Below are 22,989 nucleotides of genomic sequence, written 5' to 3'. Positions count from 1 at the left end.
ATATCGATGAAAAAAGCAATTTTAATGATGACATTCGGTTCGCCAGAAGAGATTACCTTTGAGAGTGTGGCGGATTTTTTTACCAATATTCGTCGTGGAGTTAGACCCAAAGATCACGAGATTCAGACTCTCTATGACAATTATGTTCGTATCGGTGGTACGCCCTTGCAGCAGATTACAAGGGAAGAAGTTGCTTTAGTAAGAGAACGTATAGGGGAGGAGTACGGTATCTACTTTGCCAATAAGTTTTCTCGTCCCTTTATCCCAGATGTGATCAAGCAGATGGAAGCTGATGGCGTTGAAGAGTGTATTTGTTTGATTTTAGAACCCCATTATTCCTTCTACTCGGTTATGGGGTATGAGAAGTTTCTGGAAAGCCAGCAGATCCGGTTTTTAGTCATTAAGGACTGGTATCAGCAACAGCATTTGCTGGACTTCTGGACAGATGAGATTAGCAAAATTTTACGAAATGAGGTGGGAGAAGAATCTTTCAAGGTAATCTTTTCAGCACACAGTGTTCCCATTTTTGCCTTAGACTATGGAGATCCATATATCGATCAGATTTTCGATAATAGCAGGCTTATTGCTGAACAACTCGGCCTAACAGCCGACCAGTATACCAATACTTGGCAGAGCGAAAGTGATATAGGGATTCCTTGGATCAAGCCAGATGTTTTAGAATATTTACGAGAACAAAAGCAACATCCAGAACATTATATTTTTATCCCGATAAGTTTTATCAGTGAGCACATCGAAGTCTTGTTCGATAATGATGTGGAATGTTATGATTTGTGTCAAGAATTAGGTGTCACCTATCATCGTCCACCTATGCCAAACACAGACTCTCGTTTAATTGACGCTTTAGTTGCTACTGTAAGAGCCAACGAACACAAAGAATTTAAAGCTTTTCTCCCAGAAGAAGAAACCTTTGATGAGTTAGCGCCTTCGGCAACTACCAAGGACATCATGAAAGAGACAGACGACCTTCAGATGCCAGAATTTGTCAAAAAACTCATTGAGAAAAAAGGTCGTGAAAATGTGAAGATGCCGTACTTAATTAAGAAAATGCTAGAAAAGGCTGGGAAGTTACCAAAAGAGTAAAGAAAAAAGGATTTAGCTTTAAGCTAGATCCTTTATCTGTTTTATTTTTTCTCAAGAAGAGCTTTGATTTCTTGAAGAACTTCAAGTTCAGTTGGAGCAGCAGGTGTATCTTCAGCTGGTTCTTCTTTCTTTGTAAGACTTTGAGATTTTTCAACTGCCTTGATAACGAAGAAGAGAACTGTACCCACAACAAGGAAGTTGATAACAGCGCTCAAGAAGCTACCGTAACCAACACCATTCCATGAAAGTTCAGCAATACGTTCAACGTTCGCAGCTTTCAAAGCTGGGTTCAAGATAAGTGGAGTGATGATATCGTTAACGAGTGAAGTCACGATAGCACCAAAAGCAGAGGCGATGATTACACCGACAGCAAGGTCAACGACATTGCCACGAAGCAAAAATTCTTTAAGATCTTTTAACATTTTCATAATTTCCTTTCAAAAACTAATCTTAATTGTACCTGAAATACCTAAATATTACAACCTTAATACTTACTGATACCTATTTCATTTATAAAAAACGTATACTTTACTAAAAATATAGTTAAGAATGATAATCAAAACCTGCGCAATTAGAGTTTCGATGGCATTAACCTGATCTAGTTGATCGTTGACAAATTGCCCGATAACATTAGGAAAGGTTGTAACGAAGATATAAGTTAAAAGAACGTCAAGTCCAAGTGTTGAGAGACGAGCTAAGAAAAACTTAGCCAGGCGAGTTGGCCAATTTCTTCTCTCTTGTTTAAAGACGATTGTATCATTTGTAAAAAAGGCAAAGAGAATCCCGGTAAGATTTGCGAGTACGGTTGCTAGGATTTCCTGGTGGCTGATGTGGTAAATAACCAAGCGCGATAAAATAGAAACCAGAGTAGTAGCAGCACCGAAAAATAGGTAGGAGAGGATTTCGTTATCGAAGAATGCCTTTATTATTCTTTTCATGATTTTAGTATAGCATAATGTCCTATATTGTGCTATACTGGTAAGGTTGATAATCTCAACCCTTGGTGCTTAGCTTCTTTCACCAAGCATATTTTACGCGGGAAACCGCCAAAGGAGAAAAAATGAAAAAATTAACTGTTCGTGACATGGCAGATATTGCCATTGTTGCTGCTATCTATGTGGTTTTAACCATTACCCCACCACTGAATGCCATTAGCTACGGTGCTTACCAGTTCCGTATTTCTGAGATGATGAATTTTTTGGCTTTTTACAATCCTAAATATATCATCGGTGTGACGATTGGTTGTATGATTGCTAATTTCTTTAGTTTTGGCATAATTGATGTCTTTGTCGGCGGAGGATCTACTCTAATTTTCCTTAGTCTAGGTGTTTGGCTCTTTAGCAAGTATAAGAAAGACTATTTGTTCAATGGTTTGATTCGAAAAGATCATTTCTTCTTTTCAATCCTCTTCTCTATTTCAATGATTACCATTGCAGCAGAACTTCATATCGTTGCTGAAGCTCCATTCTTCTTTACTTGGTTTTCTACAGGGATTGGAGAGTTTGCATCGCTTATCGTTGGTGCTATTTTAATCGGAAAATTAGGACGCCGAATCGATCTAACAAGATAAGAAGTTTATAAGCTAGATTCTTGCTCAATCTAGCTTTTTCCATTCCATAAAATTAAAAGAGAGCGCTTGACAAGAACATAGAACTATAGTATACTTTTTAGGTAAGCTGATTTAGCTCAGTTGGCAGAGCGCATCCATGGTAAGGATGAGGTCGCCGGTTCAATCCCGGCAATTAGCATGATAGAAACGAAATAACCTTGGGAAACCAAGGTTTTTCTTGTACACTTGTATAAATGAAGCGAAGAGTTTTGGCAGTTGACAAAAGTGACTCTATCTAGTAGAATAGTAGTTGCGATGAGTCGATAGGTAGTCTTCGAACTACTATTGAGCATAAGGAGGTCATAACGCAGGAGCGGACCTTGATGAGTTGTGTGAACCTGCTCATCACATGAAGATGCCTCTTAGTCCCTGGTCAAATGGCTAGGGATTTTTAGTTTTCAGAAAATATAGTCTAAAAGTGCTTTTCAATTTCTGGAAAAAGTAGTATAATACATCTATTATAGAAATTTTTAGAAAATTCCGAAAGAGGTTATTTATGGGATATACAGTTGCTGTAGTCGGCGCGACAGGTGCTGTCGGAGCTCAGATGATAAAAATGTTGGAAGAATCAACACTTCCAATCGATAAAATCCGTTACCTTGCTTCTGCACGTTCAGCAGGCAAGACTTTGAAATTTAAAGACCAAGATATTACGATTGAAGAAACAACTGAGACAGCTTTTGAGGGTGTTGATATTGCACTCTTCTCAGCAGGTGGTTCGACATCAGCTAAGTATGCACCATACGCAGTTCAAGCTGGAGCTGTAGTAGTGGATAACACATCTTATTTCCGTCAAAATCCAGATGTTCCTTTGGTTGTTCCAGAGGTCAATGCTCATGCACTTGATGCCCACAACGGGATTATTGCCTGCCCTAACTGTTCAACAATCCAAATGATGGTGGCTCTTGAGCCGGTCCGCCAAAAATGGGGCTTGGACCGCATCATCGTTTCAACTTACCAAGCAGTCTCTGGTGCTGGTATGGGTGCGATTCTTGAAACACAACGTGAACTTCGTGAAGTCTTGAATGATGGTGTGAATCCACGTGATTTGCATGCGGAAATCTTGCCTTCAGGTGGTGACAAGAAACACTATCCTATCGCCTTTAACGCTCTTCCACAAATCGATGTCTTCACTGACAATGATTACACTTACGAAGAGATGAAGATGACTAAGGAAACTAAGAAAATCATGGAAGATGATAGCATCTCAGTATCTGCAACCTGTGTACGTATTCCAGTCTTGTCAGCTCACTCTGAGTCAGTTTATATCGAAACAAAAGAAGTGGCACCAATCGAAGAAGTCAAAGCAGCCATCGCAGCCTTTCCAGGTGCTGTTCTTGAGGATGACGTAGCGCACCAAATCTATCCTCAAGCTGTCAATGCAGTGGGTTCGCGTGATACTTTTGTTGGTCGTATCCGTAAAGACCTAGATGCAGAAAAAGGAATCCACATGTGGGTTGTTTCAGACAACCTTCTCAAAGGTGCTGCTTGGAACTCAGTTCAGATTGCAGAAACGCTTCACGAACGTGGATTGGTTCGTCCAACAGCTGAATTGAAATTTGAATTAAAATAGTCATATCGTTTAGGAGTTCAGATGAACTCCTTCTTTGAAATAGAGAGGTGTTTTCATGTCTTATCAAGATTTAAAAGAGTGTAAAATCATCACGGCCTTCATTACCCCTTTCCACGAGGATGGTTCCATCAACTTTGATGCCATTCCAGCCTTGATTGAGCATTTATTGGCCCATCATACAGATGGAATTCTTCTAGCTGGGACGACTGCTGAGAGTCCAACTTTGACTCACGATGAAGAGTTGGAACTCTTTGCAGCTGTACAAAAGATTGTCAATGGACGCGTTCCTTTGATTGCGGGTGTAGGTACCAATGATACGCGTGACTCTATCGAGTTTGTCAAAGAAGTAGCAGAATTTGGTGGTTTTGCAGCTGGGCTTGCAATCGTACCTTACTATAATAAACCTTCTCAAGAAGGGATGTATCAGCATTTCAAGGCTATTGCTGATGCCTCAGATTTGCCTATTATTATTTATAACATTCCAGGTCGTGTGGTTGTCGAATTGACTCCAGAAACTATGCTTCGTTTGGCAGACCACCCAAATATCATTGGTGTCAAAGAATGTACTAGCTTGGCTAATATGGCTTACTTGATTGAGCACAAGCCAGAAGAGTTCTTGATTTATACTGGTGAGGATGGAGATGCCTTCCATGCCATGAACCTTGGTGCAGACGGGGTTATTTCTGTTGCATCTCATACAAATGGAGATGAAATGCACGAGATGTTGACTGCTATTGCAGAAAGCGATATGAAAAAAGCAGCAGCTATTCAACGTAAATTCATTCCTAAGGTTAACGCCCTCTTCTCTTATCCAAGTCCTGCTCCAGTTAAGGCAATCCTTAACTATATGGGATTTGAAGCTGGACCAACTCGTCTACCTCTAGTTCCAGCACCAGAAGAAGATGCCAAACGCATTATCAAGGTTGTCGTAGATGGTGACTACGAAGCAACTAAGGCAACTGTAACTGGTGTTTTAAGACCAGATTACTAATAAAGACAATAAAATCCATGACCGAACGATCATGGATTATTCTTATTTTCCTAAACAGAATTGGCTAAAGAGTTGGGTAATGAGTTCATCTGGAGCAGCATCTCCAGTGATTTCTCCGAGAATTTCCCAAGTACGGGTCAAGTCAACTTGAAGCAAATCAACTGGCATCCCTAGTTCAAGACCTTCATTAACTGCTTGTAGGCTTTCAACGGCCTTTTCAATCAAGGAAATATGACGGGCATTTGACAAGTAAGTGGCATCTTGCTCAACCAAACCAGCATTTTCAAAGAAGAGGTTGTTGATTCTCTCTTCAATCTTATCGATATTTTGGTTTTTAAGAACTGAAATACGGATAACATCTTCAGGGAGTTCCGAAGTTTCAATTGTTTCTGGTAGGTCAGTTTTATTGAGTAGAATAATGCGGTTGGTATCCTGACTGATTTCTAAGAGTTGTCTGTCTTGTGCTGTTAGTGGCTCGCTAGCATTTAGCACTAGTAGAACCAAGTCAGCTTCCTTGAGGGCTTTTTTCGAACGCTCGACACCGATTTGTTCGACGATGTCATCTGTTTCACGGATACCCGCTGTATCAATTAATTTAAGCGGAACACCATTGATGTTGACGTATTCTTCGATGACATCACGAGTAGTACCAGCAATGTCTGTTACGATAGCCTTGTCTTCACGAAGGAGATTGTTGAGAAGACTGGATTTCCCAACGTTGGGGCGTCCGATGATGGCAGTAGAAATTCCCTCACGAAGGATTTTACCGCGACGGGCTGTCCTAAGGAGATTGGTTAGCAATTGCTCAAACTCCATAGTCTTCTCGCGGACAACAGCAGTAGTAGCTTCCTCAACATCATCATACTCAGGATAGTCGATATTGACCTCGACTTGCGCAAGTGTGTTGAGGATTTCTTGCCGAGTATGGTTAATGAGATCAGAAAGAGAACCGTCCAATTGTTTGACGGCGATATTCATAGCCTTGTCAGTCTTGGAACGGATGATGTCCATCACCGCCTCAGCCTGTGTCAAGTCCACACGACCGTTTAGAAAGGCGCGTTTGGTAAATTCACCAGGTTCTGCTAACCGAGCTCCTTCACGAATAGCTAGCTGGAGAATTTCATTGGTTACTGCAATCCCACCGTGGGTGTTAATCTCGATAATATCTTCACGAGTGAAGGTTTTTGGAGACTTCATAGCCCCAACCATAACCTCGTCCATAACCTTACCAGTTTGAGGGTCAACAATGTGACCATAGTTGAGAGTGTGGCTAGCCACCTGACTCAAGTCTTTTCCTTTGAAAATCTTTTGCGCAATGGCAAAACTGTCAGTTCCACTCAGGCGGACAATACCAATGGCTCCTTCACCTAGTGGAGTAGAGATAGCAGCGATGGTATCAAATTCACGTGTAATCATACTAATTCCTTTTGTATTTCTTTTCTTAGGATGTAGTTTCCAAGTATCTTTTCAAATTGTAACAAATTTAGGCTATTTCTTCAATGGATGCTACTTGGAGATTGAAAAAGCCTAAGCAATTCTGCTTAAGCTAGTTTATTTGGTGCGCATTTCACCTTGAGGGAAGTAAGTTCCTTCAGGCATGTCATTGATAATGACATGGACAGCAGACTGAGGGGCTCCAGTGTTACGAACAACAGCTTCTGTTACTTCCTTAGCAAGAGCTTTCTTTTGCTCTAAGGTGCGTCCTTCAAATAAATCGATGCGTACAAATGGCATAATAGCTTCCTCCACTAGTTTTTGATTTCTTCTATTTTACCACATTTTGCCGTTTAAAGCTTAAGAAAATTATGATATACTAGAATGTAGCAAAAATTTAGAAATGGACGTGAAATAGAAGCATGGCACAGTTGTATTATCGTTATGGGACCATGAACTCTGGTAAGACGATTGAGATTCTCAAGGTGGCCTATAACTACGAGGAGCAAGGAAAGGGAGTTGTGATTATGACTTCGGCTCTGGATACGCGTGACGGTGTTGGCTATGTGTCGAGTCGAATTGGCATGAAACGCCCAGCCATTGCGATTGAGGAAACGACGGATATCTTTGGTTATATCCGAGACTTACCTGAAAAACCTTACTGTGTGTTGGTCGATGAGGCCCAGTTTCTCAAGCGTCACCATGTTTATGACCTAGCTCGTGTTGTTGATGAGCTAGACATACCTGTCATGGCTTTTGGTTTGAAGAATGACTTTCGCAATGACTTGTTCGAAGGTTCAAAATACCTCTTGCTCTTAGCAGACAAGATTGAAGAAATCAAGACCATCTGTCAGTACTGTAAGAAAAAGGCGACTATGGTGTTGCGTACGCACGATGGTGTGCCAGTCTATGATGGCGAACAAATTCAAATTGGTGGCAATGAAACCTATATCTCAGTCTGCCGTAAACATTATTTTGCCCCTGAAATCAATAAGGAGAATAAAGAAAAATGAACATCTATGATCAACTACAAGCTGTAGAGGACCGTTATGAAGAATTAGGAGAATTGCTGAGTGACCCTGATGTGGTATCTGATACCAAACGTTTCATGGAATTGTCCAAAGAAGAGGCTTCTACTCGTGATACGGTAACTGCCTACCGTGAGTACAAACAAGTCCTTCAAAACATCGTTGATGCTGAGGAGATGATTAAGGAATCAGGCGGAGATGCGGACTTGGAAGAAATGGCCAAGCAAGAGCTCAAAGATGCCAAGGCTGAAAAAGAAGAATACGAAGAAAAATTAAAAATCTTGCTTCTTCCAAAAGATCCTAATGATGACAAGAATATCATCCTTGAAATCCGTGGAGCGGCTGGTGGTGACGAAGCGGCACTTTTCGCCGGAGACCTTCTAACTATGTACCAAAAGTATGCGGAAGCCCAAGGTTGGCGCTTTGAAGTCATGGAGGCTTCTATGAATGGTGTCGGTGGTTTCAAAGAAGTCGTTGCCATGGTTTCAGGTCAGTCTGTTTACTCTAAACTCAAGTATGAATCTGGTGCCCACCGTGTGCAACGTGTTCCTGTGACAGAAAGTCAAGGTCGTGTTCATACCTCGACTGCAACTGTCCTTGTCATGCCTGAAGTAGAAGAAGTAGAATACGATATTGATCCAAAAGACCTTCGTGTTGACATCTACCACGCATCTGGTGCTGGTGGACAGAACGTCAATAAGGTTGCGACTGCTGTTCGTATCGTTCACTTGCCAACCAATATCAAGGTTGAAATGCAGGAAGAACGTACCCAGCAGAAAAACCGTGAGAAGGCTATGAAGATCATTCGTGCGCGTGTTGCTGACCATTTTGCTCAGATTGCTCAAGATGAACAAGACGCTGAACGTAAGTCTACTATCGGTACTGGTGACCGTTCTGAACGTATCCGTACTTATAACTTCCCACAAAACCGTGTCACAGACCACCGTATTGGCTTGACTCTCCAAAAACTAGATACCATTTTGTCTGGTAAATTGGATGAAGTTGTGGATGCCTTGGTTCTTTATGACCAAACACAAAAATTAGAAGAATTAAACAAATAATGAAATTAGCTCAATTATTTTCAGATTTTGAAGAAGAGTTGATAAGACAAGGAGAGGAAGCAGAAAGCCTCTCTTTTGTCTATCGTAGCTTAAAAAATCTCTCTTTTACGGACTTTGTCTTTGCTCTTCAACAAGAGGTAACAGAGGAAGAAAAACAATTTGTAGAAGAAATTTACCAGCAGTTAGTGGCTCACAAACCGGCACAGTACATCATTGGTCACGCAGATTTTTTTGGAATGCAGTTAAAAGTAGATGAGCGGGTTTTGATTCCTCGTCCAGAAACAGAAGAGTTGGTGGAACTCATCCTAGCCGAAAATCTTGAGACGAACCTTTCAGTTCTTGATATCGGAACAGGTAGTGGCGCCATAGCTCTTGGATTAGCAAAAAACAGACCAGGTTGGTCAGTGACAGCAGCAGATATTTCCCAAGATGCCTTAGAGGTTGCATCAGAGAATGCTAGAAATCAAAATCTTAATATATTTTTTAAAAAATCTGATTGTTTTGCAGAAATTTCTGAAAAATATGATATAATTGTATCCAATCCACCCTATATCTCTCGTGAAGATGAGTCAGAGGTTGGTTTGAATGTTTTACATTCGGAGCCTCATCTAGCTCTCTTTGCAGATGAGGATGGCCTAGCTATTTACCGTAGAATTGCGGAAGATGCAAAAGACTATCTCACAGATGGTGGTAAGATTTACCTTGAAATTGGATACAGGCAAGGTCAAAGTGTTCCTGCGCTTTTTAAGAAACATTTTCCTGAAAAACGAGCACGAATACTCAAGGACCAATTTGGTCAAGATAGGATGGTTGTAGTTGATGATGGACAGGATTAGACAAGAGTTAGAAAAGGGCGGAGCAGTCGTTTTACCTACCGAGACAGTTTATGGTCTCTTTGCTAAGGCCTTAGATGAAAAAGCTGTCGACCATGTTTACCAACTCAAACGTCGTCCCAGAGATAAGGCACTCAATCTTAATGTCGCTTCTCTAGAGGACATCTTACACTTTTCAAAGAATCAGCCAACTTATCTAGAAAAACTTGTAGAGACCTTTTTACCAGGTCCCTTGACCATTATCCTCGAAGCCAATGACCGAGTTCCCTATTGGGTCAACTCTGGTCTTGCAACGGTGGGATTTCGGATGCCGAGTCACCCCATTACACTTGATTTGATTCGAGAGACAGGACCCTTGATTGGGCCGTCTGCCAATATCTCGGGTCAGGCGAGTGGAGTGACCTTTGCTCAAATTCTAGAGGATTTTGACCAAGAGGTTCTGGGTCTGGAGGACGACGTTTTTCTAACTGGACAGGATTCGACGATTTTGGATTTGTCTGGAGACAAGGTGAAAATCTTACGCCAGGGGGCGATTAAGCGAGAGGATATTCTTGCACAGTTGCCAGAGATTTCTTTTGAGGAGGAATGAGATGCTAAGAGATTTGCAAGAAACAGATGTAAAAGCTATTTGTGATATCAACCAAGAGGTTCTGGGTTATTCTTTTAGTCCAGAGGACACGGCTGGTCAACTAGCTAGACTGTCTCACGATTCCCATCATTTCCTACTTGGCTATGAGGATGCAGCCAGTCATGTCCTACTTGGCTATGTCCACGCTGAGGTTTATGAATCTCTTTATTCCAAAGCAGGATTTAATATCTTAGCCTTAGCAGTTTTACCTCAAGCACAAGGGCAAGGTATTGGTAAAAGCTTACTGCAAGGGTTGGATCAAGAAGCAAAAAGACGGGGTTATGGGTTTATCCGCTTAAACTCTGCTGATCATCGTCTGGGAGCTCATGCATTTTATGAAAAAGTTGGTTATACTTGTGATAAAGTGCAGAAACGGTTTATTCGCATCTTTTAGTATATTTTCTTAAACTAAAGGACCAGTCACACTATAAAGGAGAAGACCTATGATTTTTGACAAAGATGATTTTAAAGCATACGATGCTGATCTATGGAATGCTATTGCCAAAGAAGAAGAACGCCAACAAAACAACATTGAGTTGATTGCTTCCGAAAACGTGGTTTCCAAGGCTGTTATGGCAGCTCAAGGGTCTATCTTGACAAACAAATATGCCGAGGGTTACCCAGGACGCCGTTATTATGGTGGAACTGATGTAGTAGACGTGGTAGAAACTCTAGCTATTGAACGTGCAAAAGAAATTTTCGGTGCTAAATTTGCCAATGTCCAACCTCACTCAGGAAGCCAAGCCAACTGTGCGGCTTACATGGCCTTGATTGATCCAGGTGATACCGTTATGGGGATGGATTTGGCAGCAGGTGGACACTTGACCCACGGAGCTCCAGTTAGCTTCTCTGGTCAAACCTACAACTTTGTTTCTTATAGTGTGGATCCTGAAACGGAACTCTTGGACTTTGATGCTATCTTGAAACAAGCCCAAGAAGTAAAACCAAAACTAATTGTAGCGGGTGCTTCAGCCTATTCTCAAATTATCGACTTCTCAAAATTCCGTGAAATCGCAGATGCTGTTGGGGCTAAGCTAATGGTGGACATGGCCCATATCGCTGGTTTGGTGGCAGCTGGTCTTCATCCAAGCCCAGTGCCATACGCTCATATCACGACAACAACGACCCACAAAACCCTTCGTGGACCGCGTGGTGGCTTGATCTTGACCAATGATGAAGACCTAGCTAAGAAAATCAACTCAGCTATTTTCCCTGGTATCCAAGGTGGACCTTTGGAGCACGTTATCGCTGCTAAGGCGGTGTCATTCAAAGAAGTTTTGGATCCAGCTTTCAAGGAATATGCTGCTAATGTCATCAAAAACAGCAAGGCTATGGCAGCTGTCTTCTTGCAAGACCCTGACTTCCGTATCATTTCTGGTGGTACTGAAAACCACCTCTTCCTTGTTGATGTAACCAAGGTTGTTGAAAACGGAAAAGTTGCCCAAAACTTGCTGGATGAAGTCAATATAACCCTAAATAAAAACTCAATCCCTTACGAAACTTTGTCGCCATTCAAGACAAGTGGAATTCGTATCGGAGCAGCAGCCATCACTGCACGTGGATTTGGTGAAGAAGAAAGCCGTAAAGTTGCTGAACTTATCATTAAAACCCTTAAGAATGCAGAAAATGAAGCTGTCTTAGAAGAAGTGAGAAGCGAAGTCAAAGCATTGACAGATGCCTTCCCACTATACGAGGACTAATACTTTTATGGACATTTATATTAAGAAAGCTATTATCCATCAGTTCAGCCCAGACGATACTGAGCTGTTTCTAGCGGATAAATTTCTCAATATCACTCCAAAAATCGAAGAATACCTGCGCAAAAAAATCGAACGTGTGTATTCAGATGAAGCCAAGACTGGGATTTTCGAAGAAGAAAATCCCTTCTTCAATCACATCACAGATGATTTGTTGGAGACATCAGTAACACTGGCTAATCTTTGGAAAGAGGAATTCAGTATTTCTGAAAACCTCAAGACCAATGACTTGGTTTTTGTACAATTTTCTAAAGAAGGTGTAGAGCATTTTGCTTTCTTACGAATTGCCCTGCGGGAAACCTTGACCCACCTCGGAGGAGAAGTTGATAATCCAATCAAGCTAACTCAGAATAATCTACCTGGATTTGGAACGGGGGCTGACGAGGCCTTGGTGGTTAATCTACAGAGTCGCAAGTACCACCTCATCGAAAAACGTATCAAGTACAATGGGACTTTCTTGAACTACTTTTCAGAAAATCTCTTAAGTGTTGCTCCTAAGATTTCTCCCAAGAAATCCATCAGGGAATTGGAAAAAACAGCCCAGAGAATTGCTGAAACTTTTAACACAGATGATTTTCAATTTCAATCCAAGGTCAAATCAGCAATTTTTAACAATCTGGAAGAAAGCAATGAACTGTCACCCGAGAAATTAGCTAACGACCTTTTTGATAACAATCTGACGGCTCGTTTGAGCTTTATTGACCAAGTCAAAGAAGCTGTACCAGAACCAGTCCAGTTCGATGAAATTGATGCCAGTCGTCAGCTCAAGAAATTTGAAAACCAAAAACTTTCCTTGTCAAATGGAATTGAACTCATCGTTCCCAATAATGTTTACCAAGATGCGGAGTCTGTTGAGTTTATCCAAAATGACAATGGAACCTATTCTATCTTAATCAAAAATATCGAGGATATTCAAAGTAAATAATGTTTAAATTACTACGAAGAGTGCTAGTGCTAGCAGTCTTCCTTTTCGCTGTCTATAAAGTCTATCATATCCATCAAGATGTCAAGCAAGTCATGACTTATCAACCTATGGTTCGAGAAATCTTGAGTGAAAAAGATACTCTAGCCAATGAAGAGCTTGTGCTCGCCATGATTTATACCGAAACGAAGGGAAAAGAAGGGGATGTTATGCAGTCTAGTGAGTCTGCAAGTGGCTCAACCAACACTATCAATGATAATGCCTCCAGTATTCGTCAAGGTATTCAAACTCTAACAGATAACCTCTATCTAGCTCAGAGCAAGGGGGTAGATGTCTGGACCGCTGTTCAAGCCTATAATTTTGGACCTGCCTATATAGACTTTATCGCTCAGAATGGCAAGAAAAATACACTAGCACTGGCCAAGCGTTATTCCCGAGAAACAGTCGCTCCAATCCTTGGGAATACCACGGGGAAGACCTATAGTTATATTCACCCTATTTCTATCTTTCACGGAGCTGAACTCTATGTAAATGGTGGAAACTATTACTATTCTAGACAGGTACAACTAAACCTTTATATCATCAAATGTTTCACTTTCTTTTCAACATCTGGCTAGACCAGGTGTTTTTTGCTATAAGTTTTCTTTAAGATTGTTTTATTACCCTAGAAAGGTAAAGGAGGGAATATCCCATGAGAAAGAAATTCTTTCTAACAAGTGCTGCAGTTTTGTGGGTCGCAACAGCTATGACGAGTGTCCACGCAGCAACCGATGTTCAAAAAGTAATCGATGAAACCTATGTACAACCAGAATATGTCCTAGGTTCTTCTCTATCTGAAGACCAGAAAAACCAAACTCTTAGCAAACTTGGCTATGATGCATCAAAAGACACCAAAGATATCAAAACTATGACACCTGATATCTATTCGAAAATCATGAATGTGGCTAATGACGCTAGCCTACAGCTCTATTCGTCAGCTAAGATTCAAAAGTTAGGTGATAAGTCGCCTCTAGAAGTCAAGATTGAAACGCCTGAAAATATCACCAAGGTGACGCAGGATATGTACCGTAACGCAGCAGTGACCTTGGGAGTGGAGCATGCCAAAATCACAGTTGCAGCTCCTATTCCAGTTACAGGTGAGAGCGCCCTAGCAGGGATTTACTACTCGTTAGAGGCCAATGGTGCTAAAGTACCGCAATCCAATAAAGACCTAGCCCAAGAAGAACTAAAAGCCTTGTCCGATATCAATGCTGAAAACAAGGACAAGTCAGGTTATGATGCCAATAAACTCAATGCGGCTATGACAGATATCAAGGCAGGAATCGCAAAGGCAAAAGAAGCCAAAGGAAGTCTGACAGAAGAAGATGTCCGCAAAATTGTTGAAGACACCTTGAAAAACTACAAACTTGATCAGGTTATAACAGGAAACCAGGTCAATATCATCATCAATTTTGCCCTCAATCTCTCAAAGAGTGACATTTTGAACAATGCTGATTTCACTAAAACCCTAAATGACCTCAAGGAAAGCATTGTGTCCCAAGCTGGAGATAGTTTTAAAAACATCAATCTCAACTTTGATGCCAATAAAGCGCTAGAAGACGGGGGCAACTTCTTTAGCTCCCTATGGCAAGCTATTGTCAACTTTTTCAAGAGTTTTGGTGCTTAGGTCATTTCATGATATAATAGATGGTAACAGAAATGTTGCCGTCTTTTTTTGTCGGCCGATAGAAAGTGAAAAATATGTTAAAGAAAAATGATATTGTAGAAGTTGAAATTGTTGATTTGACCCATGAAGGTGCTGGGGTTGCTAAGGTGGATGGTTTGGTTTTCTTTGTAGAAAATGCTCTACCAACTGAGAAAATTCTCATGCGTGTCCTTAAGGTCAATAAAAAGATTGGCTATGGAAAAGTTGAAGAATACCTTACTTACTCTTCACATCGTAACCAAGACCTTGACCTAGCTTATCTACGATCAGGAATTGCTGACTTGGGGCATCTTGCCTATCCAGAGCAGCTCAAGTTTAAAACCAAGCAAGTCAAAGATAGTCTCTATAAGATTGCTGGTATTACCGATGTAGATGTTGCTGAAACGCTCGGTATGGAAAATCCTGTCAAGTACCGAAATAAGGCTCAGGCGCCCGTTCGTCGAGTGAATGGTATCTTGGAAACGGGCTTTTTCCGTAAGAATTCGCATGATCTCATGCCACTCAAAGATTTCTTTATCCAAGATCCGGTGATTGATGAGGTAGTAGTAGCCCTACGTGACTTACTCCGTCGTTATGATTTGAAACCCTATGATGAGAAGGAACAGTCTGGCTTGATTCGTAACCTCGTTGTGCGTCGTGGGCACTATTCAGGACAAATCATGGTTATTCTGGTGACCACTCGTCCGAAAGTTTTTCGTGTTGACCAATTGATTGAACAACTAATCAAGCAGTTCCCAGAGATTGTCTCTGTCATGCAAAATATCAACGACCAGAATACCAATGCGATTTTTGGTAAGGAATGGAAGACTCTTTATGGTCAAGACTATATTACGGATCAGATGTTGGGCAATGATTTCCAAATCGCTGGCCCAGCCTTTTACCAAGTCAATACTGAAATGGCGGAGAAACTCTATCAAACAGCCATTGACTTTGCGGAGTTAAAAGAAGATGACGTGGTGATCGATGCTTATTCGGGTATTGGAACGATTGGATTGTCTGTTGCAAAGCATGTCAAGGAAGTCTACGGTGTTGAAGTGATTCCAGAAGCAGTAAAGAATAGCCAGAAGAATGCTGTATTAAACAATATCACCAACGCCCACTATGTTTGTGACACGGCTGAAAATGCCATGAAGAATTGGCTCAAGGAAGGCATCCAACCAACCGTTATCTTGGTTGATCCTCCACGCAAGGGCTTGACCGAAAGCTTTATTAAAGCAAGTAGCCAAACTGGAGCTGACCGCATCGTCTATATTTCCTGCAATGTCGCAACCATGGCGCGTGATATCAAACTCTACCAAGAATTGGGATATGAGTTGAGGAAAGTCAAGCCGGTGGACTTGTTTCCTCAAACGCATCACGTCGAGACGGTAGCGTTATTGTCCAAACTTGATGTCGACAAACATATAGATGTTGAAATTAAGCTTGATGAGCTTGATTTGACAAGTGCTGAAAGTAAAGCGACTTATGCACAAATCAAGGAATATATATTGGAAAAATTTGATTTAAAGGTTTCGACACTCTATATTGCACAGATTAAAAAGAAATGTGGAATTGTACTGAGGGAGCATTATAATAAATCAAAAAAAGAGAAACAGGCTATTCCACAATGCACACTGGAAAAAGAGGAAGCTATTATGGATGCGTTAAAGCATTTTAAAATGATTTAGTAGAAATGGAGGGTATTTATGAGATGGATAATAAAAATAATCTTATTTCCAATCAGCTTGCTGCTGAGTATCCTTACTGCCTTTCTGACATTTATACTTGGCATAGGAACAACTATTCTGTATTTCTTAATGCTGATGTGTATAGTTGCTGCAATAGGATCATTTATGCAAAAAGATATATCACTTGGCATTGAGGCATTGGTATTAGGATTTTTGTTAAGTCCTTATGGAATACCGATGGTCGGAGCAGCTGTTATAGCATTCCTTCAGGGAATCAATGAAGCAATAAAATCAATCTAAAAAAATTCATACAAATGGTTACCAAAGGCGATAGAAGAAAAACTATCGTCTTTTTCTTTGCCAATTTTTTGGGGAGGAGGTGAAGCGATGGACTTTGACTATTTCTATAACAGAGAAGCAGAAAGATTTAACTTTCTAAAAGTACCTGAAATATTGGTAGACGGAGAAGAATTTAAGGGACTGTCTGCTGAAGCAATTATCCTTTATTCTATGCTTTTGAAACGAACAGGAATGTCCTTTAAGAATAATTGGGTGGACAAGGAAGGCAGAGTATTTATCTATTTCACAGTCGAAGAAATTATGAGAAGAAGAAATATCTCAAAGCCGACAGCTATAAAAACATTAGATGAACTCGATATGAAAAAAGGAATCGGACTGATTGAAAGAGTAAGGCTTGGGCTTGGTAAGCCGAATGTCATATATGTTAAAGACTTTATGAGCATATTAGCGGTAAAAGAAAATGACTTTCAGAAGTCAAAAAACTTAACTTCAGAAGTAAAAGATTTTAACCTCAGAAGTAAAGAAAATGAACTTCAGGAAGTTCAAAATCTTGACTCTAACTATATAGAGAATAATAAGAGTAAGTATAGTAAGAGAGAATATAGTTTTGGTGTAAACGGACTTGGAACATTTCAAAATGTATTTTTAGCTGCTGAAGATATATCCGATTTACAAATCATAATGAACTCACAGCTTGATAATTACATTGAGAGATTATCTGCATATATCAAAAGCACCGGAAAGACATATAAAGACCATAAAGCAACAATCCTTTCTTGGTTCTATAAAGATCAGGGGAGAGGAAAAGAAGTGAAAACATCAAATATACTGACATGGGAAGAATATGATAAAGGAGAACACCTATGATGAAAGAATTGGAAAAAGTAATGATAGAGGATGTAGAGTACTCTTATGATCCTGAAAAAGAGTATATCAAAGATGGACACGCCTATTGCAAAGTCTGCCATGAAAGAAAAGACGGAAAAGTGATGGAGTTCTTTGATAACAAGATGATATTTAAGATTTCTTGTAAATGCGATAGAAATAGAGAAGCAAAAGAAAAAGAAAGACAAAAGCAGATGGAGATTGAACGATTAAAGAGTAGCTGCTTTAACTCGATTATTCAGTGGTCATACACATTTGAAAATTATCAGGGAGAAGAAAATCAAAGCCTTATCATTGCAAAGAACTTTGTAAAAAAATATGAGGAAATGAAAAAAGAAAACATCGGACTCCTTTTTTATGGCTCAGTAGGTAGCGGAAAGACCTATCTTGCCTGCTCCATTGCAAATAGCCTTATTGAACAGTATCGAATAAGCGTTAAAATAAGAAATTTTTCACAGATTATCAATGAACTGCAAAAGGGAGGATTTGATTTTGACAAGAACGCATATATAGAATCGCTTGTGAATACGTCTGTTCTTATCTTGGATGATTTAGGAATTGAAAGAGATACAAGCTATGCTAAAGAGCAGGTATATAACATTGTGAATAACAGGTATTTAAAACAGAAACCGACTATTTTCACCACAAACCTTTCTTACGACACAATTGTAAATTGTACAGAAAGTGTGGAGTATCAGAGGATTTATTCACGAATTATAGAGATGTGTATTCCTGTTATGGTTGTAGGAGAAGATTTTAGAAAGGCTATTCAAAAGGATAAGCTGGCTCGTAATAAAGAGAGGTTACTGAACGGAGGTGAGAGAACTTGATCAATGAAGAAATAGCAAGAAAAACGCTGAATATGGAAGTAAGAGCTGCTAAAGTAACAGGAAAGCTAATTCTGAACTTATTAAAGAAACTGATGAAAGAAGCAGAAAAGCTTGGAGGATTTGAAAAACTTGTAAATAGCAACGGAAATGAAGTAAAGCTAAAAGATATGGTTAAAAAGGGACAGCTTGAAGAAATTCCGGTTGAAGAAGCAGAGCTTAAGGAACTGAAAAAAGAACTTAATCGGTATGGCGTAAAGTTTTCAGTCATGAAAGATAAGGAGAGTGGGAAATATTCAGTATTCTTTCAAGCTAAAGATATGAAGGTTATGGAGAAAGCCTTTAAGCATGCCCTGTCAGAATCGGAAAAGAAAACGGAAAGAAAAGAATCTATCCATAAGAATATTGAAAAGTTCAAGGAAATGGCTAAAAACTCTGTTTCCAAAGATAAAATCAAGAATAAACAAAAGGAGCAGAGCCTATGATAGATAAGATATTAAAGGACATCAAAGGCTTATTTAAGGTGCAGGATAAGGTAAAGTTTCTAAAGCAGAATATTCCCTATCTTGCATTTTTCTATTTAGGAAACATCTTTTCAAATCATGTAAGAAGCTATGTTGGAGGAGATGTGATAGATAAAATATTTCAGGGGATATTGGAGCTTAACACAATGAGCTTTCTTCCGAGTATTCATCCGGCGGATATTTTAATAGGTATAGGAGTGGCTGCTTTAATCAAATTCATTGTCTATACAAAAGGGAAAAACGCTAAAAAGTTTAGGCAGGGAAAAGAGTATGGATCGGCAAGATGGGGAACTAAAAAAGATATAGAGCCATATATGGATGAAAAGTTTCAAAATAATATTTTGCTTACACAAACTGAGCGATTAACAATGAATGGTAGACCGGCTAATCCAAAGTATGCGAGAAATAAAAATGTGCTTGTTATCGGTGGTTCAGGAAGTGGAAAAACCCGATTTTATGTAAAACCAAACCTTATGCAAATGCACAGTAGTTATTGCGTAACCGATCCGAAAGGAACGATAGTCCTTGAGTGCGGCAAGATGCTTGAGAATAATGGCTATGAGATTAAAATCTTAAATACCATTAACTTCAAAAAGTCCATGAAATACAATCCCTTTGCCTATATCCGTTCTGAGAAAGACATTCTGAAATTGGTGCAGACAATCATAGCAAATACGAAAGGAGAGGGCGAAAAAGCAGGTGAAGATTTTTGGGTCAAAGCTGAAAAGCTCTACTATACAGCCCTTATCGGCTACATCTTCTATGAAGCTCCAAGAGAAGAAAAGAACTTTGCAACACTTCTCGATATGATAGACGCTTCAGAAGTTAGAGAAGATGATGAAACCTATATGAATCCGATAGACAGACTCTTTGAAGCACTGGAAAAGAAAGAGCCTACACACTTTGCAGTGAAGCAATATAAAAAGTACAAATTGGCTGCCGGAAAAACAGCAAAGTCTATTCTTATTTCATGTGGTGCAAGACTTGCTCCCTTTGATATTAGGGAACTTAGGGACTTGATGAAAGAAGATGAACTTGAGCTTGATACCCTCGGAGATAGAAAGTCAGCACTATTTGTTATCATCTCTGATACAGACGATACTTTTAACTTTGTAGTTTCCATTATGTACTCACAACTTTTTAATCTCTTATGTGATAAGGCAGATGATGTATATGGCGGACGATTACCTGTCCATGTGAGATGCTTGCTTGATGAATTTGCAAACATCGGCTTAATTCCAAAGTTTGAGAAACTTATAGCAACAATCCGTTCCAGAGAAATATCAGCAAGTATCATACTTCAAGCACAATCTCAGTTAAAGGCAATCTATAAGGATAATGCCGATACAATCGTAGGTAACTGTGATAGTACCTTGTTTCTTGGTGGCAAGGAGAAAACGACACTAAAAGAATTGTCTGAAACACTGGGAAAAGAAACGATAGATTTATATAACACATCGGAAACAAGGTCAAATCAAAAGAGCTTTGGTTTAAATTATCAAAAGACAGGTAAGGAACTGATGAGCCAAGATGAGATTACTGTAATGGACGGTAGTAAATGTATTTTTCAGCTTAGAGGTGTAAGACCTTTTCTTTCAGATAAATTCGACATCACAAAGCATAAGAACTATAAGTTCTTAGAAGATTATGACAAGAAGAATGTGTTTGATATTGAAGAATATATAAAGAGAAAAGGCAAGGTTAAGCTTAATAGAAATACGGTAATTACAAGATTGTAAGATTTACTGTTATAACTATATGGTCGAGGGTATATTTGATATAATAAAGCTAGATAAATTTGAATTTGTGGAGGTTTTCTATGAAGTATGAAGAAATTAAATTAAATATTTCAAATGATAAAATTAGCAATTACAAAGTATTTAAAGGGATGAAGCTGTATTCTGAAATATTTAAATCCGAAGATGAAAAGAAGTTAATAAATAAAAGAGTATTTGTAACTCCAAAGGGAAACTATGTTTATTATGAAAGGACAGATATAAATTGGAACTATTGGTCAGATAAAACAAGATATGATTCGAGTTTTGAATTAAGTGATATAAAACATAATATAGTATTTGAAGTATCAACAGAATTGACTAAGTTTACAAAATATTTAGGAGAAGAAGTGGTCAAAAAAATTATGTTTAAAGAAAAAAATGGAGAAATAGTAGAAGTACTGGATATTTAGTACATCTTGAACTCCCTATTTATTAGATTAAGTAAATTTGGAATTTTGGAGGTATCCGTTTATGAAATGGTATAATTATACGGCTAAACAAGAAAAAAGAAATTTTCAAAAAGTAATTGCTGTATGAGTAGTAGGTGCAATTTTAATTCTACTTATTCGTATAGTTTTTCATACTATTTTGTAAGTAAAATATAAATCCTAGTTTATTGAACTGAAAAATTGAATACTAAATGCGTAAGACGATAGAAAAGAAAAAAATCTATCGTCTTTTTTCATACCTATTTTCAATTTATATTGCGATCAATAAATAGGGGAAACTCGCTAATTAGCGGACTAGTTTTTCAAGTACCTTTCACTAATATATACACGACAAAATGCTAATTCCCTTAAATATGTTAAAGACAATAAAGGAGATAAGATGATAAGGATCAGAAGTCCCACTAAGAAAAAACTAAATAGTAAGAGTATCAGCGATTGGAAAAGTAATACTTCTGGTCGCTTTTTTTATTGAATTGAAAAGGAGAAATTTAAAAAGATGAAACAAGAAATGATTAACATCAACGCCAACTTAGTGGCGGAACCTACTTTCTCAAACTTTGAAAAAGACGGAGAAACGGTAGAAGTTGCAAATTTTACGCTTGTAAAAAAGTACGGAAAGGGAAAGGAGTACATCAACTGTGCAGCCTATGGAGAAAAAGCTGAGAAAGCAAAGGACTTTGAAAAAGGTGATTTAATCCACATCTTTGGTTACTTTAAGAAGCGTGAAAAAGAGGGAAAGACTTACAAAAACTTTGTAGTGAAGTCATATAACAAGATTGAAAAGAAAGAAGAAAACGAGGAGGAATAACTTATGGCATTTTTTACACAGGCAGTTAATGTATTAAAGATTTTGGTTATGGCAGTAGGTGCAGGACTTGGAGCATGGGGCGTTATCAACTTGATGGAAGGATATGGTAATGACAATCCCGGTGCTAAGAGCCAAGGTATTAAGCAGCTTATGGCTGGAGGAGGTATCGTTCTTATCGGACTTAAGCTCATTCCACTACTTGCCAATGTACTTAATTAAGAAGAAAAGGAGAGCTTAGATGTTTGGAATATTCGACAAGATAGAAGAATTCTTTAAGGAGCTTCTACTGGGCGGTATTCAAGCAAACTTAGAGTCCATGTTTCTTGACATCAACGATAAAGTTGGTGCAGTTGCAACAGATGTAGGAAAAACTCCTATGGGATGGAACGGAGATGTATTTGCCTTTATCAAAAGCATTAACGATTCCGTTATCATTCCAATAGCGGGACTAATCATCACAGCAGTTCTTTGTATCGAGCTTATCAATATGGTAATGCAAAAGAACAATATGCACGATACAGATACCTTTGAATTTTTCAAGTACATCATCAAGATGTGGATCGCTGTATGGTTAGTATCCCATGCCTTTGAGTTTTCAATGGCAGTTTTTGATGTGGCACAGCACATGGTAAATAAGGCGGCAGGGGTGATAAATACCTCTGCCACCGTTTCCGGAGATCAGATAGTGGCAATGATGGATACCCTAAAAGAAAAGGGACTTGGAGAACTTGTCATGATTCTCTTTGAAACCTCACTCATAAAGGTTGCTATACAGGTAATATCCGTTGTGATTATGCTTGTAGTTTATGGAAGAATGTTTGAGATTTATGTTTACTCATCAGTTTCAGCCATTCCATTTGCCACAATGGGAAACAAGGAGTGGGGACAGATTGGAACAAACTACATCAAAGGACTATTTGCACTTGGACTACAGGGACTCTTTTTAATGGTTTGTCTTGGAATATACGCAGTATTAGTTAAGACAATTAAGATAACAGATATACACACAAGCACCATGACGATACTTGGCTATGCGGTTTTGCTGGGGTTAATGATGCTAAAGAGCGGAACACTGGCCAAAAGCGTATTAAATGCACACTAAAAGAAAG

At 39.2% G+C, this 22,989-nt stretch carries 27 protein-coding genes, 1 tRNA gene and 1 riboswitch; of the genes, 24 read left to right on the top strand and 4 right to left on the bottom strand.

Annotated elements, in window-relative coordinates; all coding sequences use genetic code 11:
• Window positions 1-6 precede the first annotated feature (6 nt).
• Complete coding sequence (gene hemH, locus B7725_RS06560) at window positions 7-1,101, top strand: ferrochelatase (RefSeq protein ID WP_084875257.1); 1,095 nt, start codon at window positions 7-9, stop codon at window positions 1,099-1,101.
• Window positions 1,102-1,142: 41 nt separating this feature from the next.
• On the opposite strand, the gene mscL is transcribed toward hemH, so the two are convergent.
• Together mscL and B7725_RS06550 are read right to left on the bottom strand one after the other, a co-directional pair.
• Entirely contained in the window at window positions 1,143-1,523 is a 381-nt protein-coding gene (gene mscL, locus B7725_RS06555; protein ID WP_084875255.1) for a large conductance mechanosensitive channel protein MscL, read from the bottom strand.
• 84 nt (window positions 1,524-1,607) lie between these two features.
• Window positions 1,608-2,039 carry a GtrA family protein gene (locus B7725_RS06550; RefSeq protein WP_084875253.1) on the bottom strand — a complete coding sequence of 144 codons (432 nt, stop codon included), beginning with the start codon at window positions 2,037-2,039 and terminating at the stop codon, window positions 1,608-1,610.
• Between the two features lie 28 nt (window positions 2,040-2,067).
• Window positions 2,068-2,164: riboswitch (PreQ1 riboswitch) on the top strand.
• On the opposite strand from B7725_RS06550, the gene B7725_RS06545 reads away from it, so the two are divergent.
• The 4 genes from B7725_RS06545 to dapA all read left to right on the top strand — a co-directional run bounded on the left by B7725_RS06545 (window position 2,162) and on the right by dapA (window position 5,274).
• Window positions 2,162-2,671, top strand: a complete 510-nt coding sequence (locus B7725_RS06545) for a QueT transporter family protein (protein WP_061598422.1) — start codon at window positions 2,162-2,164, stop codon at window positions 2,669-2,671. It overlaps the preceding riboswitch by 3 nt.
• A 105-nt stretch (window positions 2,672-2,776) precedes the next feature.
• A tRNA-Thr gene (locus B7725_RS06540) sits at window positions 2,777-2,849 on the top strand.
• A gap of 357 nt (window positions 2,850-3,206) precedes the next feature.
• Window positions 3,207-4,283: an aspartate-semialdehyde dehydrogenase gene (locus B7725_RS06535; protein ID WP_084875251.1), complete on the top strand. Its 1,077-nt coding sequence runs from the start codon at window positions 3,207-3,209 to the stop codon at window positions 4,281-4,283.
• A gap of 55 nt (window positions 4,284-4,338) precedes the next feature.
• A complete protein-coding gene (gene dapA / locus B7725_RS06530; RefSeq protein WP_084875249.1) occupies window positions 4,339-5,274 on the top strand; it encodes a 4-hydroxy-tetrahydrodipicolinate synthase in 936 nt (311 codons plus the stop codon).
• A gap of 42 nt (window positions 5,275-5,316) precedes the next feature.
• On the opposite strand, the gene mnmE is transcribed toward dapA, so the two are convergent.
• Together mnmE and B7725_RS06520 are read right to left on the bottom strand one after the other, a co-directional pair.
• Window positions 5,317-6,690, bottom strand: coding sequence for a tRNA uridine-5-carboxymethylaminomethyl(34) synthesis GTPase MnmE (gene mnmE, locus B7725_RS06525; protein WP_084875247.1), 1,374 nt, complete (start codon window positions 6,688-6,690; stop codon window positions 5,317-5,319).
• 135 nt (window positions 6,691-6,825) lie between these two features.
• Window positions 6,826-7,008: a 4-oxalocrotonate tautomerase gene (locus tag B7725_RS06520; protein ID WP_001117401.1), complete on the bottom strand. Its 183-nt coding sequence runs from the start codon at window positions 7,006-7,008 to the stop codon at window positions 6,826-6,828.
• A 122-nt stretch (window positions 7,009-7,130) separates the two neighbouring features.
• On the opposite strand from B7725_RS06520, the gene B7725_RS06515 reads away from it, so the two are divergent.
• The 19 genes from B7725_RS06515 (at window position 7,131) to B7725_RS06420 (ending at window position 22,982) form a co-directional block, all read left to right on the top strand.
• Entirely contained in the window at window positions 7,131-7,721 is a 591-nt protein-coding gene (locus tag B7725_RS06515) for a thymidine kinase (RefSeq protein ID WP_084875245.1), read from the top strand.
• Entirely contained in the window at window positions 7,718-8,797 is a 1,080-nt protein-coding gene (gene prfA, locus B7725_RS06510) for a peptide chain release factor 1 (protein WP_001028815.1), read from the top strand. The genes B7725_RS06515 and prfA overlap by 4 nt, the downstream gene beginning before the upstream one ends.
• A complete protein-coding gene (gene prmC, locus B7725_RS06505) occupies window positions 8,797-9,633 on the top strand; it encodes a peptide chain release factor N(5)-glutamine methyltransferase (RefSeq protein WP_084875243.1) in 837 nt (278 codons plus the stop codon). Before prfA ends, prmC begins: the two co-directional genes overlap by 1 nt.
• A complete protein-coding gene (locus B7725_RS06500; protein ID WP_084875242.1) occupies window positions 9,617-10,219 on the top strand; it encodes an L-threonylcarbamoyladenylate synthase in 603 nt (200 codons plus the stop codon). Before prmC ends, B7725_RS06500 begins: the two co-directional genes overlap by 17 nt.
• Window position 10,220: 1 nt before the next feature.
• A complete protein-coding gene (locus tag B7725_RS06495) occupies window positions 10,221-10,652 on the top strand; it encodes a GNAT family N-acetyltransferase (RefSeq protein WP_084875240.1) in 432 nt (143 codons plus the stop codon).
• Window positions 10,653-10,701: 49 nt separating this feature from the next.
• Window positions 10,702-11,958 (top strand): serine hydroxymethyltransferase, encoded by a 1,257-nt coding sequence (gene glyA / locus B7725_RS06490; RefSeq protein WP_084875238.1) that lies wholly within the window; start codon window positions 10,702-10,704, stop codon window positions 11,956-11,958.
• 7 nt (window positions 11,959-11,965) lie between these two features.
• Complete coding sequence (locus B7725_RS06485) at window positions 11,966-12,940, top strand: nucleoid-associated protein (protein ID WP_162279016.1); 975 nt, start codon at window positions 11,966-11,968, stop codon at window positions 12,938-12,940.
• On the top strand, window positions 12,940-13,554 hold the full coding sequence (locus B7725_RS06480) for a lysozyme family protein (RefSeq protein WP_084875235.1): 615 nt from the start codon (window positions 12,940-12,942) through the stop codon (window positions 13,552-13,554). Before B7725_RS06485 ends, B7725_RS06480 begins: the two co-directional genes overlap by 1 nt.
• A 74-nt stretch (window positions 13,555-13,628) precedes the next feature.
• Complete coding sequence (locus B7725_RS06475) at window positions 13,629-14,603, top strand: DUF1002 domain-containing protein (RefSeq protein ID WP_084875234.1); 975 nt, start codon at window positions 13,629-13,631, stop codon at window positions 14,601-14,603.
• Window positions 14,604-14,677: 74 nt separating this feature from the next.
• Window positions 14,678-16,309 (top strand): 23S rRNA (uracil(1939)-C(5))-methyltransferase RlmD, encoded by a 1,632-nt coding sequence (rlmD, locus tag B7725_RS06470; protein ID WP_084875232.1) that lies wholly within the window; start codon window positions 14,678-14,680, stop codon window positions 16,307-16,309.
• A gap of 18 nt (window positions 16,310-16,327) precedes the next feature.
• Complete coding sequence (locus B7725_RS06465; RefSeq protein ID WP_005541379.1) at window positions 16,328-16,609, top strand: CD1845 family protein; 282 nt, start codon at window positions 16,328-16,330, stop codon at window positions 16,607-16,609.
• Window positions 16,610-16,696: 87 nt separating this feature from the next.
• Window positions 16,697-17,476, top strand: coding sequence for a replication initiator protein A (locus tag B7725_RS06460; protein WP_084875230.1), 780 nt, complete (start codon window positions 16,697-16,699; stop codon window positions 17,474-17,476).
• Window positions 17,473-18,324 carry an ATP-binding protein gene (locus B7725_RS06455; protein WP_005541377.1) on the top strand — a complete coding sequence of 284 codons (852 nt, stop codon included), beginning with the start codon at window positions 17,473-17,475 and terminating at the stop codon, window positions 18,322-18,324. Before B7725_RS06460 ends, B7725_RS06455 begins: the two co-directional genes overlap by 4 nt.
• Window positions 18,321-18,806 carry a PcfB family protein gene (locus B7725_RS06450; RefSeq protein WP_005541374.1) on the top strand — a complete coding sequence of 162 codons (486 nt, stop codon included), beginning with the start codon at window positions 18,321-18,323 and terminating at the stop codon, window positions 18,804-18,806. The genes B7725_RS06455 and B7725_RS06450 overlap by 4 nt, the downstream gene beginning before the upstream one ends.
• Window positions 18,803-20,584: a VirD4-like conjugal transfer protein, CD1115 family gene (locus B7725_RS06445; RefSeq protein ID WP_005541372.1), complete on the top strand. Its 1,782-nt coding sequence runs from the start codon at window positions 18,803-18,805 to the stop codon at window positions 20,582-20,584. The genes B7725_RS06450 and B7725_RS06445 overlap by 4 nt, the downstream gene beginning before the upstream one ends.
• A gap of 80 nt (window positions 20,585-20,664) precedes the next feature.
• On the top strand, window positions 20,665-21,033 hold the full coding sequence (locus B7725_RS06440) for an EXLDI protein (protein WP_003042548.1): 369 nt from the start codon (window positions 20,665-20,667) through the stop codon (window positions 21,031-21,033).
• A 535-nt stretch (window positions 21,034-21,568) separates the two neighbouring features.
• Window positions 21,569-21,880, top strand: coding sequence for a single-strand DNA-binding protein (locus tag B7725_RS06430; RefSeq protein ID WP_005541371.1), 312 nt, complete (start codon window positions 21,569-21,571; stop codon window positions 21,878-21,880).
• 3 nt (window positions 21,881-21,883) lie between these two features.
• Window positions 21,884-22,099 (top strand): Maff2 family mobile element protein, encoded by a 216-nt coding sequence (locus B7725_RS06425; RefSeq protein WP_000863833.1) that lies wholly within the window; start codon window positions 21,884-21,886, stop codon window positions 22,097-22,099.
• Window positions 22,100-22,118: 19 nt separating this feature from the next.
• Window positions 22,119-22,982 (top strand): VirB6/TrbL-like conjugal transfer protein, CD1112 family, encoded by an 864-nt coding sequence (locus tag B7725_RS06420; protein ID WP_000466908.1) that lies wholly within the window; start codon window positions 22,119-22,121, stop codon window positions 22,980-22,982.
• Window positions 22,983-22,989 lie beyond the last annotated feature (7 nt).

The sequence above is a fragment of the Streptococcus oralis subsp. tigurinus genome, from assembly GCF_002096275.1.
Classification (GTDB): domain Bacteria; phylum Bacillota; class Bacilli; order Lactobacillales; family Streptococcaceae; genus Streptococcus; species Streptococcus oralis_CN.
The sequence above is the reverse complement of the archived record's forward strand: the minus strand, read 5'-3'. Positions and strand labels throughout refer to the sequence as shown.